The sequence below is a fragment of the Bacteroides sp. MSSM.1001136sp1_RTP21357st2_D2_RTP21359_211015 genome (assembly GCF_040913205.1).
In the GTDB taxonomy this organism is placed as follows: domain Bacteria; phylum Bacteroidota; class Bacteroidia; order Bacteroidales; family Bacteroidaceae; genus Bacteroides; species Bacteroides ovatus.
Genome location: NZ_JBDFVF010000025.1, coordinates 96,796 through 113,527, shown reverse-complemented (window position 1 = coordinate 113,527; position 16,732 = coordinate 96,796). Strand labels below are relative to the sequence as shown.

The following is a 16,732-nucleotide window of genomic DNA, read 5'->3' as shown; positions in this document are numbered from 1 at the left end:
GGGCAGGAATTAAACTACTGAGAGCGAAGATTATTTATTCACAATAGAAGAAGTACCACCAAATTTGACGAAGAACCATTTTTCTTATTCTGGAGAAGCGATTGCACGAGAGAAAAAGACAAACTTACAGGCTTTTACTATGATGTCCGGCGAAACGCATAAACACCTGTGACAATCCTCCCTCCTGCCCTTGCAGCTGTACAAAGTTAAATTCGCGCAGCATCGGCATTCCTTTTATTTCGACTACACGGAGATTGCCAGCTACAAGCTCTTTATGCACCGAACGGATAGAAACAATTCCCATACAGTCCGTATGTTCCAAAAAAAGCTTGATACTCTCTGTACTACCGAGATACATCAATACATTTAAAGAAGAAAGTTTGAGATTATGTTGCAATAAGGCACGTTCAAACACATCTAATGTACCGGAGCCCCTCTCCCGCAAAACCAAAGGAATATTCAGCAAATCTTCCGGAGTAATCTCATCCGTGACAGCTAATTTACTCTGTGTATGCACCACGGCAACCAGTTCGTCTTTCAAAAATGGAGTATATTTCAGATTAGGTAAGCGGAAGATCCCTTCGACCAGTCCCAAATCAATCCGATGCTCTTGCAAGGCAGCTTCCACTCCCCGGGAATTTCCATTAATCAAAGAAAGATTGATTTGCGGAAACTTGGCTATAAAGTTCGCTAACAGAGGAGGAAGTACATATTGCGCAATCGTAGTACTGGCCCCCAATTTCAGTTCGCCGATATATTCATTATGCAACAGATGCATCTCATATTCTAATTGTTTATAATCGTCCAAGATTTTCTCGCTATGTTTCAACAGCAATTCTCCGGCCTTAGTCAGTGAGATTTTGCTCCCTTGACGGTCGAACAAACGAGCTTGATAGTAAGTCTCCAGCTCCTGAATATGTTTGGTGATAGCAGGTTGACTGACAAACAATTCTTGCGAAGCCTTCGTAAAGCTTAGATTCTTCGCTACGCTCTGAAATACTTTTAAACGAAAATCGGACACGGCAATTATGATTAACAGTTAAGAAATCAATGACGAATAATGAATTACAGAAAGAATAAAAGCACAATAGTTATTGCAATTCTTCCGCTTTTATCCCCAACGCCTGCATGACAGGGAAAGCCAGCATATCCCATTTATAATCCACCGGAAGTTCGGGCTCATTCATACGGAATTGAATGACCTCTTTGCCTTTCACTTCATGCAAAGCATCAGTCACTTTCTTTCCATACTCCTCATTGAAAGAAATAACGATCATCCTTTTCACGTCTGCCGAATCGGAAACGATAGAGAGTAAATCCAAAAACAAATCTTCTCTTGACACCATTCCTTCCGATGGAACGCTGGCAAAAGAATATTCACCATAAGGGCTCTGAAACGCAACTCCATTCAATTCTTCCTGCAAACCGGAAGGTTGGCAATATTGCAATCGACTGGATTCTTTATCATACACAAAAAGAAATTGCACCTCGTTCTTCCCTTCTGTAATCCCTGCATCCAAGGTTATATAGGTGGTCAACATCGAAAGGTCTATCTCTTGTAAAGAACGATGCAAAGTTTCTTCAAAATATCCTTTTATATCCGTTATTACAAAATTCAAAAAAGCAGCGTCAATCAACACCACTGTTTCAGCAAGTTTTATTTGGGGCTTATCACTCATATACCATCTATATTATTACAGCGGATAAAGATACTACAATACTTTTATTTATCCACTTTTCAATATTTATTTTCTTTCATCACAGGCTAAGATTACACAAACAAGCGTATCAGGTAACAAATGATATTTTATAGCAAATTCGTCAGTTACTCCCAGATAAAAAGGTCATTTTGTCCTTTAACTCCTTAATACTCATGCTATTTTGTCATATTTTTATACTTGGCAAATCTTTTGCGCCCTCTTAGGTGTTATTAAAAACGTGAAATAAGAAAGGAGAACAAAGATATGAACTTTAACAATTTTACCATCAAATCTCAAGAAGCGGTACAGGAGGCCGTGAACCTGGTACAAAGCCGGGGACAACAAGCCATTGAACCTGTCCACATCATGCAGGGAGTAATGAAGGTGGGTGAAAATGTCACTAACTTCATCTTCCAGAAACTTGGCATGAACGGACAGCAGGTAGCTCTTGTTGTCGACAAACAGATCGACTCCCTGCCAAAAGTATCCGGCGGAGAACCGTATCTGAGTCGTGAATCTAACGAAGTATTGCAGAAAGCAACACAGTATTCTAAAGAAATGGGCGATGAGTTTGTTTCATTAGAGCATATCATACTAGCATTGCTGACTGTGAAAAGTACCGTCTCCACTATCTTGAAAGATGCCGGTATGACGGAAAAAGAATTACGCAATGCCATCAGCGAGTTGAGGAAAGGAGAAAAAGTAACGTCACAATCTAGTGAAGATACTTATCAATCATTGGAAAAGTACGCTATCAACCTGAACGAAGCTGCCCGTAGCGGAAAACTGGATCCTGTAATTGGACGTGATGAAGAAATCCGCCGGGTACTCCAGATATTGAGCCGCCGTACAAAGAATAATCCGATTCTAATCGGTGAACCGGGAACTGGTAAGACAGCAATCGTAGAAGGCTTGGCACATCGTATCCTTCGAGGAGATGTACCTGAAAACCTGAAAAACAAACAGGTCTATTCATTGGATATGGGAGCATTGGTTGCCGGTGCAAAGTATAAAGGTGAGTTTGAAGAACGACTGAAATCAGTTGTCAATGAAGTGAAGAAATCAGAAGGTGATATAATTCTGTTCATTGATGAGATTCATACACTGGTAGGAGCCGGAAAGGGTGAAGGCGCCATGGATGCTGCAAACATTCTAAAACCTGCCTTAGCTCGTGGAGAACTACGTTCTATCGGAGCAACAACCCTCGACGAATATCAAAAGTACTTCGAAAAGGACAAAGCTTTGGAGCGTCGTTTCCAAATCGTACAAGTGGATGAACCGGACAACTTAAGTACTATTTCTATCCTTCGTGGACTGAAAGAGCGTTACGAGAACCATCACCATGTGCGTATCAAAGATGATGCCATCATTGCAGCCGTCGAATTGAGTAGCCGTTACATCACCGACCGTTTCCTGCCGGATAAAGCCATTGACCTGATGGATGAAGCTGCAGCCAAACTGCGTATGGAGGTAGATTCTGTTCCTGAAGAACTGGATGAAATCTCCCGCAAAATCAAGCAGTTGGAAATCGAACGGGAAGCTATTAAACGTGAAAACGATAAACCGAAACTGGAAATCATCGGTAAGGAGCTTGCCGAACTTAAAGAACAGGAAAAGTCCTTTAAAGCCAAATGGCAGAGTGAAAAAACGCTGATGGATAAAATCCAGCAGAATAAGGTTGAGATAGAGAATCTTAAATTTGAAGCAGAAAAAGCTGAACGTGAAGGTGACTATGGTAAAGTAGCCGAAATCCGTTACGGTAAACTTCAGGCTTTGGACAAAGAGATAGAAGATACTCAAAAGCAGCTACGTGATATGCAAGGCGATAAAGCCATGATTAAGGAAGAGGTAGATGCTGAGGACATTGCGGATGTTGTTTCCCGTTGGACAGGTATTCCTGTCAGCAAGATGCTGCAAAGTGAAAAGGATAAACTATTGCACTTGGAAGAGGAACTTCATCAACGTGTAATCGGTCAGGATGAAGCGATTGAAGCCGTGGCAGATGCCGTGCGCCGTAGTCGTGCCGGATTACAGGATCCGAAACGTCCGATTGGCTCGTTCATTTTCCTCGGAACCACCGGTGTAGGTAAGACCGAACTGGCGAAGGCATTGGCAGAATTCCTGTTCGATGACGAAACGATGATGACTCGTATCGACATGAGCGAGTATCAGGAAAAGCACAGTGTTTCCCGTTTAGTCGGAGCGCCTCCGGGATACGTAGGATATGATGAAGGCGGTCAGCTGACAGAAGCTATACGTCGGAAACCTTACTCTGTTGTCCTGTTTGACGAGATAGAAAAAGCTCATCCGGATGTTTTCAATATCCTGTTACAGGTATTGGATGACGGACGACTGACTGACAATAAAGGAAGGGTGGTCAACTTCAAAAATACAATCATCATCATGACTTCGAATATGGGTAGTTCTTATATACAAAGTCAGATGGAGAAGTTGCACGGTTCCAATAAAGAAGAAGTGATTGAAGAAACGAAGAAGGAAGTCATGAATATGTTGAAAAAGACGATTCGCCCGGAATTCCTGAACCGTATTGATGAAACGATCATGTTCTTACCATTGAATGAAAAGGAAATCAAGCAGATCGTACTCTTACAAATCAAGGGAGTTCAGAAAATGCTTGCCGAAAACGGAGTGGAACTGAAACTGACGGAAGGAGCATTGGACTTCTTATCTCAAGTGGGATATGATCCTGAATTTGGAGCTCGTCCGGTAAAGAGGGCTATTCAACGTTATCTATTGAACGATCTATCCAAAAAGTTACTTTCCCAGGAAGTCGACCGCAGTAAAGCAATTACCGTTGACGCTGGTGGAGACGGATTGGTATTCAGAAATTAAGAGTTTCCATTTAAATAGAATACCGGTATGCTTGATAAGAAGCATACCGGTATTATTTATATCCCTGAATATGTAAATCTCCGGACTTCCGGTTGGCAATTCGGATGGCTCATTACCAAAACATAGGTACCCTGTTGAGGGATTTCCATAGTCAATAAAGGCAAAGCAAATTTATGTTTGCCTTTTAATTCTCCCTGTGAATCGTAAAGGAATACCATTGTACCTGCCAACAAACCTGTCAGGCATAATGTCCCTTTTTCATTGTCCAAACGGACGTTTACTTCTTTATTTGTTATTGTCTCCATACCCTACATCAAAAACCATCTGCTCCCCTAGAAGGCTATTAAAAATAAAAAGCGTGGGAACTTACTACAATTATCCCCCCTTGACGCTTTAGACATCTACTAGCTAAATCATGCAAAACAACTAATGTTCAACCACATATTTACATACATGGCAGAACACGAGCGTTTAAACATTATTCCTAAGTAGTTCAATATTGTCCAGATCTCAAGTCTTGAATAATATCTTTATAACGCTTTTGTTCTCTATTGTTATTCACCGTTCACTACTGCTATTCCCAAGAATAGTGAACAGCGACAAAGATACATAAAAAAGCATCATTATTTACAATATAAGTAGAAGATATTTATTTTAGTAAAAGATTACCCAAATAATACTAATTTTTTTCTGAACATACAAGTGTTTATACGAAAAAACATGATAAGCATTTAAAATGCTTATCATGTTCTCTATTTTTGATTAAATAAACGGTACAGATTATTCTGCAGCTGCTTCTTCCTTAACTTCACCTTCCGGTTTAAATTCTGTGATTCCATTAGAAATCAAAATGTTATACCAAGCTACCAATTTCTTGATATCTGCTACATATACGCGTTCACGATCAAAGTTTGGTAATACTTCAGCCAAGTATTCACGCAATTGTTCAGGAGTAGCCTTTTTCGGGTCGATAGAAGCCTGCGCTGATTTCTCTTTCTCTTTTATAGCTTCCAGCACATCATACAAAGGCACTTCTGCATCGTCCGTATACATTGCTATATCGGCCAAAGAAATAATTTTTTCATTACCATAAGCGGGGAAACGTTTCTTCTCAGCATTGACTGATTCAACAATCAACATATTTTTTCCTTGCGAAATAAGTTTGTATAATCCCGGTTTACCTGAGATAGACAAGATAGTCTTCAACATAGTATATATCCTTTTATTTATTAATTATTTTTTGCGGAGCAAAGGTAATGATTATTTTTAGATAGCAAAGAAATAAGCTCCAAAACCTGCGGAATTAACGATGTTTCATCATCATTGACTATCACGAAATCAGCATGACTTCTCTTAACTTCATCACTCATTTGTGCCTCAATACGCTTCATCACCTGTTCTCTCGATGAACAATCCCGTTTTATGGCGCGCTCCACTCTCACTTCCAGCGGCGCATACACCATAACCAGAAAATCAACTTCACTCCTAAAACCGGCTTCCACAAGTATGGCAGACTCCATACCTACCAATTGTTCACCACCAAACCGGGCAGCCCACCGACGAAAATCTTCTTTCACCTGTGGATGAATAATTTCATTCACTTTCTGCACACGATTCGGATGACCGAACATATAGGATGCCAGCAAAGAACGATTCAACACACCATTTTGAAACACATCCTGACCGACCAGCGCACAAAGTTCCTGACAAATCACCGGATCTGTCTGCGTGATACGCTTTGCTTCTATATCTGAAATATAAACAGGAATTCCCATTATTCCAAATAATCTGGAAACCACACTTTTCCCGCTACCGATACCACCGGTTATACCAATCTTAATCGACATTAGAAGTAATTTGTTCTATCAAGAAGTCTACTTGCTCAGGAACAATACGGATTTGATTGATTCCACTTGGGAACGACTTCAATTTAACCGTATATTTATCAGAACCCAGCTTCAACAACTCTTCATAAGAAATATTGATGATAAAATCGCTTGCTTTTATGCTGCGAAACCGCTTCAACCCCACCTGAAAAGTAATCTGAACTTTGGAAGGGAAGGTACGCAATGCCTTATCGGCTGGGAAATTAACTCCGTGTAATGGCACCTCTACTGTTTTCTCCGTATAAATATCTACCGGAAATATCATTTCTACCGAAGCCGGAACAAACTTCACTCCTCTTTCAGAATTCAGCGGAATTCGTCGCCGGGTTGTATCTGAAATATTCTCCAGATTTATCTTTTGAGTATATGCGATGGTGATAGTATCCAGAATTCCTTCCGGAGCATAAACTAATACAGAATCCGGATTACAAATCGTATCTGATACATAATATTGAAGTCCGGCTGTCACTTTCCCCTGAAAGCGGACAGGTACTAACTTAGACTTTCCTTCAGAATAGATATACTCTAATGTATCCGGCTTGATTGAAAGAATTTTGGAAGACACATTCAATTGACTCAATATCTTTTTCTCAAAATCAGATGCGTAAATCTTCACATGATTATCTTTTCCTTTATAATCAAGAAAACCTAGATTTACCGGGAAAAAACTTTTCCCCAGCATATAATTGAGCAGCACCGTACCTTTATCTTTCACTCTGACGCGAAGTTCGGAAGGCGGTTCCGAAGTCAGCACTACATTATTGGGAACATCTTTTATTCGTACCGGAATGGAGAACTCGGCTTCATAGTCACTATTCAGAGTCTGAAGCAGCCAAAATCCACCGGCTATCAAGAAGAAAAATAAAAAAATTAAGAACTCTCTGCTCTTATCACTGAGCAGAAAATCCTTAATTTTCTTTGATAGTTTTAAATATGTATATTCTATTTTCCTACGATCAAACATAGGCACTTATTTATCAACTATTATTTAGATTGATTGCTAGCAGCTGAAGCATCAGCGAAAATAGAATTCTTGTCTATTTTAATCTTTACATTAGAAGCAATCTCAAGTACTATGTAATCGTCAGTAATTTCCTTGATTGTTCCGTGGATACCACCTGCAGTAATCACATTCTGATTTACCTGAAGAGATTTACGGAAATTTGCTATTTCTTTTTGCTTCTTATTCTGAGGACGGATCATAAAGAAATACATGATAACAAACATAGCTATCAGCATGATCCACATCATACTTCCACCTCCGGCAGCACCGGCAGGAGCTTGCAATAATACAGTCAATACGTTCATAAATAATCTGTTTTAGTTTCTACTATATGGACAAAGGTATCAGTTTTTAGTCAACTTACCTTCTTTTTTTAATTGATTAACTATTCCATCCAGCGTACCGTTGATAAAGCTACCGCTTTTAGCTGTGCTATACAACTTCGCTATCTCTACATATTCATTTAACGAAACACTGACCGGAATGTTCGGGAAACTAAGAATTTCTGCTAATGCAGTCTGCATAATGATAACGTCCATAAATGCAATACGGTCCAGATCCCAATTTTTTGTATTCTCACTAACCAAATGACGGTAATAGTCGGAATTCAAAATAGTACGACGGAACAGACGACGTGCAAACTCTTGATCTTCGTCATCCTTAAATTCCGGAAGCAGTTCCTGGTTGGCACCCTTCTTTTCATCAAAACGTTTGATCGTTTTCAGGACGAATGTATCTACAATTTCTTTGTCATCATTCCAATACAGACTCTGATCTTCCAATACCTGATCGAGAGAATCATTATTAAAGATGTATGTTTTATAGAGTTTTCTCCATAATTCACGATCGGCCTCGTATGAGTGGTCGTCAGAAGCCATATAATCTTTATAGATATCGGTTTCTACAATTTTCTCATAAAGTTCCTTGATGAAGTCCTGGTCGTTTGCCCAGGTTCTTTTTTGATTGGCTATAAACTCTACCAATTGCTTATTGACTTCCAATTGAGCAATAAACTTGTTATCTACGAACTTCCTGTTGGGATACAACTCCTCTTTCGTAGGTGCCAATTTAGCTTTTGCCGCATCAATACGTTTTTGTGCATACTCTGTCAATGCTATCATCAGCATTAGCAAATAATTATAAAGGTCATACGCCTTTGAAAGACTAAAGAATAACTCTTTCTCCGCTGAGTCTAGATTTTTGCTGCCATTTTGATAATAGGCATATACTATCTGTATAATCTTAAGACGAATAAGAACTCTGTTGATCATAATTCAAATTAATACTGTTGTTATCGAACTGCAAAAGTAGATATTTTTAATGAGTTTCCACTAATAAATCACATTTTTTAATGCAGTATTTGATTCTCTGCGCTTTTTCTTTTGACAGTTTAAAAAAAATATCCAATTTTGAGGCCGATTATAAACGGACCGAAAGATATGGAAGATTTAAAAAAGAAAATGAGCGCAGACATGAATGATAAGGAGATTGTATTCTCCAAGTCCATTAAAGCAGGTAAACGCATCTATTACCTTGACGTAAAGAAGAATCGTAAAGATGAAATGTTCCTGGCTATTACAGAGAGTAAGAAAGTGATAACGGGAGAAGGTGACGATTCTCAGGTTAGTTTCGAAAAACACAAAATCTTCCTATATAGGGAGGACTTTCAGAAGTTTATGGCAGGACTCGAAGAAGCAGTCAACTTCATTGAGTGCAGTGATGCGAACGAATACATCGCCCGCCTGAACACCGAAGCGGATGAAGAAAGTGAACAGAAAGCAATCGAAGAAGCCCGGGAAAACAAGTTAGAGAGCGAAATTAAGATCGATATTGACTTTTAAGAAAGTAACTCTTTGATATTTCAAAAAAAAGACGTACTTTTGCACCGCTTTTTTGCAACATCGTGTGATAATCCACATCGTGTGATGGTGAATTAAGCAAGCTAACTTAATTTAGAGTAACACAATTTTTTAAAGAAATGAAATCAATTGAAGTAAAAGGAACTGCAAGAACAATTGCAGAACGCTCTTCTGAACAAGCTAGAGCTTTGAAAGAAATTCGTAAGAACGGTGGTGTACCTTGTGTACTTTACGGAGGTAATGAAGTAGTTCACTTCACAGTGACTAACGAAGGACTTCGTAACTTAGTTTATACTCCGCACATCTACGTTGTAGACTTGGTTATCGATGGCAAAAAAGTAAACGCTATCCTGAAAGATATTCAGTTCCATCCGGTAAAAGATACTATCCTGCACGTTGACTTCTATCAGATTGACGAAGCTAAACCTATCGTAATGGAAGTACCTGTACAGTTGGAAGGTCTTGCAGAAGGTGTGAAAGCCGGTGGTAAACTTGCACTGCAGATGCGTAAGATCAAAGTGAAAGCTTTGTACAATGTAATTCCTGAGAAACTGATCGTTAACGTTTCTCACCTGGGATTGGGCAAGACTGTTAAAGTTGGCGAATTGAGCTTCGAAGGCCTTGAACTGATTAGTGCTAAAGAAGCCGTTGTATGTGCTGTTAAGTTGACTCGTGCAGCAAGAGGTGCAGCAGCAGCCGCTGGCAAGTAATTGAGATTATCCCTGTAAAGAGATATACTTCAAACGCAGATTAATGCAGATTAAAGCAGATGTTCAGTCTGCATTAATTTGTATTAATCTGCGTTTCTCTTTCTATATTAATGAACTGTTTTACGGAAAAACGATGATAAAATATTTAGTTGTCGGACTGGGAAACATTGGTCCCGAGTATCATGAAACCCGACATAATATCGGATTCATGACAGTAGAAGCATTGGCCAGAATTAACAATGCTCCTCCTTTTATGGATGGACGCTATGGATTCACCACCAGCTTTTCCATCAAAGGACGTCAGTTGATCCTGCTCAAGCCATCGACTTTTATGAACCTGAGTGGATTGGCCGTTCGCTATTGGATGCAGAAAGAAAATATTCCATTGGAAAATGTGCTGATCGTAGTAGATGATCTGGCTCTTCCTTTCGGAACGTTACGCCTAAAAGGAAAAGGAAGTGATGCAGGCCATAACGGATTAAAGCATATTGCCGCCACTCTGGGCACTCAAAACTATGCCCGCCTGCGTTTTGGAATCGGGAGTGATTTTCCACGTGGCGGACAAATCGATTACGTACTCGGTCACTTCACTGATGAAGACTGGAAGACAATGGATGAAAGACTGGAGGTGGCAGGGGAAATTATCAAAAGTTTCTGTCTTGCCGGTATCGACATCACAATGAACCAGTTCAACAAGAAATGATGAACCCGTTCTATAAAAAATAAAGATAGTAATGAACGGTTAGCGATCAATGATACCGTCCACTAACCGACTAATTACTTATCACTAAATAACTAACTAAAATGGCTGAAGCAAGAATAGATAAATGGATGTGGGCTGTCCGCATCTTCAAGACACGTACGATTGCAGCAGAAGCCTGCAAAAAAGGACGTATTACCATCAACGGTTCGCTGGTCAAAGCTGCCCGTATGATAAAACCGGGTGATGTTATTCAAGTGAAGAAACCACCTATCACATACTCATTCAAAGTATTACAACCGATTGAGAAACGTGTAGGAGCTAAACTGGTATCGGAAATGATGGAAAATGTAACGACTCCCGATCAATATGAATTACTTGAAATGAGCAAAATCAGCGGATTCGTAGACCGGGCACGTGGAACCGGACGCCCGACCAAGAAAGATCGCCGGGAACTGGAAGAATTTACAACTCCAGAGTTTATGGATGATTTTGACTTTGATTTCGATTTTGAAGAATAGGATAAATAGAAAAAGATAAATAAACGATGAATCGTAAATAATGAACGGTGAACAGACTGCGTTATATCCACAGGCTTGCTCACCGTTCATTGTTTACGATTTGTATAGCTTACCACTTATAGAGTTGCAGTTCGCCCTTTCTTTTTACAGATTCGCTTTAACAGCATCAATCAGTTCCTGATATTCTGCGTCAGTCAGATAAACCTTTCCCGGGTTCATTTGGAATATACCTCCATAATCAGGTCCATCCACATATTTAGGTGCTAAATGAAAATGCAAATGAGACAATTTATCCGAGTAAGCACCATAATTAATCTTTTCCGGCTGGAAAGCTTTCTGCATGGCACGAGTGACACGCGCTACATCTGCCATAAAAGCATTACGGTCTTCATCACTCAATTCATTCAAATCGTTCACATGGTCTTTATAAGAAACAAGACAACGTCCACGGTAGGTTTGTTCCTTAAACAAAAACACACGTGACACACTCAATTGCGCAATCTCAATCATCAGATTATGCAACGTTTCATTGTTCTGGCAATACAGACATTCTTTCGGATCACTCTTCATGATATTATTATTTTAAGTTTTTATCGTTGCAAAAATAAGTATTCCATTCTTATCCGGCTTGTACTTTTTCGTTTTTTTGATCGACTAATTGGTACACATCCTCTTTTTCGCCTACCACCCAAACAACATCGCCTTCTTCGAGTGGAGCATTTACATCAGGAACCATCAGTGTACCGTCTTCACTTTCAACACCGGCTATCATACAATGATATTTGTCGCGGATACCCGATTCACGAATCGTTTTACCCAGAAAAACAGAATCACTGTCAATGATAAACTGCTTCAAAGCCATCTCGCTCTTTTCATAAACCTCCCAGTCTATCTTCGCTCCGTTTTGCATCGCCTCATTAAACACACTTAATTGTTCATCCGTCCCTATCACCTGTATCTTATCCATTGGAAACAGACGAACAGAACCACCGGGGATATTAATCCTCCTCTTTCCACGAAGAATAGAAGCAACATGAACTCCAAACTTCTTCCCCAAGTTCAGCTCCATCAATGTCTTTCCCGCCCAACTGGATTCACCCGGAATTTCCATATCGGCAAGATGCAAATCATGCGACAACAAACGACCGGCATACTCCGGCTTTTTCTCTCCCAGATACTCTGCACGTACATCTCTGGAACGGAGATTCTGGAAGAAACGACGTTCAATCAATATCGATTGCTTTTTCAAACGGCGAGACCATACCATCAACAATACAATAAGTACAGCCACTCCAATAATCAATCCGATAGACGCCTTAAATAATCCGGAAATAACAAAGATGACAAAAAGTGCCGCTATCATAATACGAATCACGATTGTCGATACCAGCGGCGCGCGGTTGGCACGGCTATCATGCCATAAGGTCATAAACTCAACCGAATGATTTTTCTTCACCATAATGGCACGCAAGAAAGGAGCAATACACAGAATCATAAATACCGCTCCCAACAACGATGCCCAGAAATGAGGCAGATTCTCTTTAAAGAATGGCACAACAAAACGAAAAGAAAGTGCAATAATCGACATACTGACAATTGAATAAACAACTGTTATACGTACCATTGACAAGATTAGCTTCTTCCACAAATTCTCGTGATTCAGAGCTGTTTGCGAACCGGAAGAATAACGCATCATTATTTTTTTCCATGATTCCGGAAGATGAGCATCCACAAAAGTAGAAGCCGGCTCGGCAAAACGAATCATATAAGGAGTCAGGAAAGTAGTAATCACAGAAACCGCTACCACTATCGGATACAGAAAATCACTCGTTACATGCAAAGAGACTCCCAAAGAAGCAATAATAAACGCAAATTCGCCGATCTGCGTTAAACTAAAGCCGCATTGCATAGCCGTCTTTAAAGGCTTTCCGGAGAGAATAACACCGAATGTACCAAAAACGGCCTGTCCCAAGATAACAGCCAAAGTAATAACTATAATAGGTACGGCATATTCTACAATCATTGCAGGATCCACCATCATACCGACCGATACGAAAAAGATAGCTCCAAAAAGATCCTTTACCGGTTTCACCAGCCGGTCTATGGATTCCGCCTCGATTGTTTCCGCCAGAATAGATCCCATTATAAATGCACCAAATGCAGCAGAAAATCCTGTATGAGCCGCCATCACTACCATACCGAAACAAAGTGCCAACGACACAATAAGCAGAGTCTCCTCTCCCATCAATTTCCGGCAGCGTTTCAAGAATTCAGGAATCAGATAGATACCGACAACAAACCACAGAATAAGGAAAAACAATAATTTCCCGATACTCTCCAACATCTCGGTACCTTCAAAATGTTGGCTTACCGCCATAGTGGAAAGCATCACCATTAATACAATAGCCAAAATATCTTCCAAAATCAAGATACTCAACACAAGTCCGGTGAACTGCTTCTTCCTTAATCCTAAATCATCAAAAGCTTTATAAATAATAGTAGTAGACGACATCGCAATCATACCGCCCAAGAACAGACTGTCCATCCTGTGCCAGCCGAAACCCATGCCGACTCCTATTCCCAACAAAATCATACAAAAGATGATGGTACAGGCAGCAATGATGGCAGAACCACCCACCTTGACAATCTTCTTAAAACTAAATTCCAAACCAAGAGCAAACAGCAAGAAAATAACACCAATATCCGCCCAAGTCTTAATATTGGCAGTATCCATCACTGAAGGAGTATACGGCATATGCGGACTTGCCAGAAATCCGGCAACTACATATCCCAAGACCAGAGGTTGTTTCAACTTCTTAAACAACAAAGTCATAACACCGGCACAAATCAATATAAGTGCGAGGTCAGCTATAAGAGTAGGTAATTGAGACATTATTTTATCGTATTTGATGACAAAATTATATTATTTCTATGGGATAAACAACATATTTACGAATATGTTTTGCAATAACCATCATAAAATAAGTTAGCCCCGGATAGAGTCGTAACTTATCCGGGGCTATACACAATAACAAGCTTATTTTTTACTTTCTAAAAGGCGGTTTCACTACCACAGCTTTCAATTTCCGACCACGCATATCGATACAGATTTCCGTACCCACCTTACTATATTCCGGTTTCACATATCCCATACCGATACCAATCTTACGGGTAGGCGACATCGTACCGGAGGTCACCACTCCCACTTTCTCGCCTTCATCATTCACCAGTTCATAGCCATGACGGGGAATTCCGCGATCAACCATTTCAAAGCCAACCAGTTTACGGGTAACACCTTCCGCTTTCTGTTTTTCCAGCATCGGACGGTTGACAAAATCCTTGCCCTCCACAAACTTAGTGATCCATCCCAATCCGGCTTCTATCGGAGAAGTCGTATCATCCAGATCATTGCCATACAGACAGAAGCCCATTTCCAACCGGAGCGTATCACGGGCACCCAAACCGATAGGTTTAATGCCATACTCTTCACCAGCTTCAAAAATAGCCTTCCATATAGAATCAGCCGCAGACGGATAGAAATAAAGCTCAAAACCTCCCGCACCGGTATAACCCGTATTGGAGATAATCACATTCTCTTCACTTGCAAACGTTCCAACCTTAAATGTATAATAAGGAATAGTAGCAAGATCAATATCCGTCAACTTTTGCAGAACCGAAATAGCCTTCGGACCCTGTATAGCAAGTTGAGCTATGTTATCCGACGAATTTTCCAACTCGGCTCCCTCCGTATTGTGAGAAACACACCAGTTCCAGTCTTTTTCCATATTGGAAGCATTCACCACCAACATGTATTTTTCCGGTTCATACTGATAAACCAGCAAATCATCTACAATCCCCCCATCCTCATTCGGAAAACAAGTATATTGTATTTTACCCGGAGCCAGTGCCGCCACATTGTTAGATGTTATTTTCTGCAGAAAGGCCAACGCTTGCGGTCCTTTCACCCAAAATTCTCCCATGTGCGATACATCAAATACACCGACACCTTGACAAACAGTTATGTGTTCATCAATGATACCGGAGTATTCAATAGGCATATTATAACCTGCAAACTCGTGCATTTTAGCACCAAGTGCTATATGTTTCTCTGTAAACGGAGTGGTTTTCATTATTTTAAAGTATTAAGTTTTAAGTATCAGGTATTAAGTATTACCGGAGCTTACCGTCTTTTTATTTGGAAGCCACCAGTTCTGCTATTTTTACGATCACTTTCATTGCTTTCTCCATATTCTGGATAGGCACAAATTCGTAACGACCGTGGAAATTCAGACCACCGGCAAAGATATTCGGACAAGGCAATCCCTTAAAAGAAAGCTGCGCACCATCCGTACCTCCACGAATCGGTTTTACATTCGGTTTCACACCCACGGCTTCCATAGCTGCAAAAGCAGTATCGATGATGTGCATTACCGGTTCTATTTTCTCACGCATATTATAATACTGGTCGCGCAGTTCGAGTGTCGCAGTACCAGCTCCATATTCAGCGTTCATTTGAGCTACCAGACGTTCTATCTCTTTTTTACGGTTCTCAAATTTTGCACGGTCATGATCGCGGATGATATAAGACACAGTGCTTTGCTCCACATCCCCCTGAATACCAATCAAATGATAGAATCCTTCATAGCCGGTCGTATGTTCCGGTCTTTCCTGTGAGGGAAGCATCGTAATAAACTGATTGGCAAGATAGATAGAGTTAATCATCTTATCCTTGGCATATCCCGGATGCACATTACGTCCTTTAAAGGTTATTTTTGCGGCAGCAGCATTAAAGTTCTCAAACTCCAACTCCCCTACTTCACCTCCATCCATCGTATATCCCCATTCACAACCGAATTTCTCTACATCGAATTTATGAGCACCTTCACCGATTTCTTCGTCAGGATTGAAGCCGATACGGATTTTACCGTGTTTGATTTCGGGATGTTCCTTCAGATAAACCATCGCTGATACAATTTCCGCGATACCGGCTTTGTCGTCGGCACCGAGCAACGTTTTTCCGTTGGTTACAATCAAGTCTTCTCCCTTATGATCCAGCAATTCCGGGAATTGTGATGGAGAAAGGACTACATTCTCTTCAGCACAAAGCACAATATCCGAACCGTCATACTTTTCCACAATGCGCGGAGTGACATCTTTACCCGTCATATCAGGACTTGTATCCATGTGGGCAATAAACCCGATAGTGGGTACTTCTTTATTTATATTGGCAGGAAGTGTAGCAAAAAGATAGCCATGCTCATCCAAAGTAATATCTTCCAATCCCAAAGATTCCAACTCTTTTTTCAAGTATTCAGCAAAAATCATCTGCTTCGGAGTACTTGGAGTAAGCCCTGTCGATTCATCAGATTGTGTATCGAAGCTTACATACTTTAAAAATCTGTCTACTAAAGTCATATTGTTTTAATTACAAGTTACTAATTACAATTTACAAATTGATAGTTTATAGTGCCGTAAAGGTAAAAAAAGAGCCGTGAATTAC

Annotated in this window: 17 protein-coding genes; 5 read left to right on the top strand and 12 right to left on the bottom strand. The window is 40.3% G+C overall.

The genetic code is table 11. From position 1 onward, the window contains the following. Positions 1 to 124 precede the first annotated feature (124 nt). The gene (locus AB5217_RS16530) at positions 125 to 1,021 is read right to left on the bottom strand and encodes a LysR family transcriptional regulator (RefSeq protein WP_032846940.1); all 897 of its coding nucleotides are present in this window, start codon (positions 1,019 to 1,021) and stop codon (positions 125 to 127) included. A 70-nt stretch (positions 1,022 to 1,091) separates the two neighbouring features. Beyond that, the gene (locus tag AB5217_RS16525) at positions 1,092 to 1,679 is read right to left on the bottom strand and encodes a DUF6621 family protein (protein ID WP_004302071.1); all 588 of its coding nucleotides are present in this window, start codon (positions 1,677 to 1,679) and stop codon (positions 1,092 to 1,094) included. Between the two features lie 285 nt (positions 1,680 to 1,964). On the opposite strand from AB5217_RS16525, the gene clpB reads away from it, so the two are divergent. Continuing rightward, positions 1,965 to 4,553, top strand: coding sequence for an ATP-dependent chaperone ClpB (gene clpB, locus AB5217_RS16520; protein ID WP_004302069.1), 2,589 nt, complete (start codon positions 1,965 to 1,967; stop codon positions 4,551 to 4,553). A 56-nt stretch (positions 4,554 to 4,609) separates the two neighbouring features. Here the strand turns inward: clpB and AB5217_RS16515 are convergent, their stop codons facing one another. The 6 genes from AB5217_RS16515 to nusB all read right to left on the bottom strand — a co-directional run bounded on the left by AB5217_RS16515 (position 4,610) and on the right by nusB (position 8,713). Beyond that, entirely contained in the window at positions 4,610 to 4,858 is a 249-nt protein-coding gene (locus tag AB5217_RS16515) for a hypothetical protein (protein WP_004302068.1), read from the bottom strand. Positions 4,859 to 5,333: 475 nt separating this feature from the next. Continuing rightward, on the bottom strand, positions 5,334 to 5,762 hold the full coding sequence (locus tag AB5217_RS16510; protein WP_004302066.1) for a DUF5606 domain-containing protein: 429 nt from the start codon (positions 5,760 to 5,762) through the stop codon (positions 5,334 to 5,336). A gap of 20 nt (positions 5,763 to 5,782) precedes the next feature. Further along, positions 5,783 to 6,400 (bottom strand): dephospho-CoA kinase, encoded by a 618-nt coding sequence (coaE, locus tag AB5217_RS16505; RefSeq protein WP_004305634.1) that lies wholly within the window; start codon positions 6,398 to 6,400, stop codon positions 5,783 to 5,785. Beyond that, positions 6,390 to 7,403 (bottom strand): CdaR family protein, encoded by a 1,014-nt coding sequence (locus tag AB5217_RS16500; RefSeq protein ID WP_032843193.1) that lies wholly within the window; start codon positions 7,401 to 7,403, stop codon positions 6,390 to 6,392. Before AB5217_RS16500 ends, coaE begins: the two co-directional genes overlap by 11 nt. Positions 7,404 to 7,423: 20 nt before the next feature. After that, the gene (gene yajC, locus AB5217_RS16495) at positions 7,424 to 7,747 is read right to left on the bottom strand and encodes a preprotein translocase subunit YajC (RefSeq protein ID WP_004302063.1); all 324 of its coding nucleotides are present in this window, start codon (positions 7,745 to 7,747) and stop codon (positions 7,424 to 7,426) included. A 39-nt stretch (positions 7,748 to 7,786) separates the two neighbouring features. Then, entirely contained in the window at positions 7,787 to 8,713 is a 927-nt protein-coding gene (gene nusB, locus AB5217_RS16490) for a transcription antitermination factor NusB (protein ID WP_004302062.1), read from the bottom strand. Positions 8,714 to 8,881: 168 nt separating this feature from the next. Between nusB and AB5217_RS16485 the strand changes: the two genes are divergently transcribed. From AB5217_RS16485 to AB5217_RS16470, 4 genes are all read left to right on the top strand, one after another. Further along, complete coding sequence (locus tag AB5217_RS16485) at positions 8,882 to 9,283, top strand: PUR family DNA/RNA-binding protein (RefSeq protein WP_004302061.1); 402 nt, start codon at positions 8,882 to 8,884, stop codon at positions 9,281 to 9,283. 137 nt (positions 9,284 to 9,420) lie between these two features. Continuing rightward, complete coding sequence (locus tag AB5217_RS16480; RefSeq protein WP_004302060.1) at positions 9,421 to 10,011, top strand: 50S ribosomal protein L25/general stress protein Ctc; 591 nt, start codon at positions 9,421 to 9,423, stop codon at positions 10,009 to 10,011. Between the two features lie 136 nt (positions 10,012 to 10,147). Continuing rightward, positions 10,148 to 10,714, top strand: a complete 567-nt coding sequence (pth, locus tag AB5217_RS16475) for an aminoacyl-tRNA hydrolase (RefSeq protein ID WP_032843194.1) — start codon at positions 10,148 to 10,150, stop codon at positions 10,712 to 10,714. 101 nt (positions 10,715 to 10,815) lie between these two features. Then, positions 10,816 to 11,232: an RNA-binding S4 domain-containing protein gene (locus tag AB5217_RS16470; protein ID WP_004302058.1), complete on the top strand. Its 417-nt coding sequence runs from the start codon at positions 10,816 to 10,818 to the stop codon at positions 11,230 to 11,232. Between the two features lie 144 nt (positions 11,233 to 11,376). On the opposite strand, the gene AB5217_RS16465 is transcribed toward AB5217_RS16470, so the two are convergent. The 4 genes from AB5217_RS16465 to pepT form a co-directional block, all read right to left on the bottom strand. Further along, positions 11,377 to 11,802, bottom strand: coding sequence for an HIT family protein (locus AB5217_RS16465; RefSeq protein WP_004302057.1), 426 nt, complete (start codon positions 11,800 to 11,802; stop codon positions 11,377 to 11,379). A 49-nt stretch (positions 11,803 to 11,851) separates the two neighbouring features. Further along, positions 11,852 to 14,125, bottom strand: a complete 2,274-nt coding sequence (locus AB5217_RS16460; protein WP_004302056.1) for a cation:proton antiporter — start codon at positions 14,123 to 14,125, stop codon at positions 11,852 to 11,854. A 151-nt stretch (positions 14,126 to 14,276) separates the two neighbouring features. After that, positions 14,277 to 15,362, bottom strand: coding sequence for a glycine cleavage system aminomethyltransferase GcvT (gene gcvT, locus AB5217_RS16455; RefSeq protein WP_004302054.1), 1,086 nt, complete (start codon positions 15,360 to 15,362; stop codon positions 14,277 to 14,279). Between the two features lie 61 nt (positions 15,363 to 15,423). Then, entirely contained in the window at positions 15,424 to 16,647 is a 1,224-nt protein-coding gene (pepT, locus tag AB5217_RS16450) for a peptidase T (RefSeq protein ID WP_004302053.1), read from the bottom strand. Positions 16,648 to 16,732: the final 85 nt, after the last annotated feature.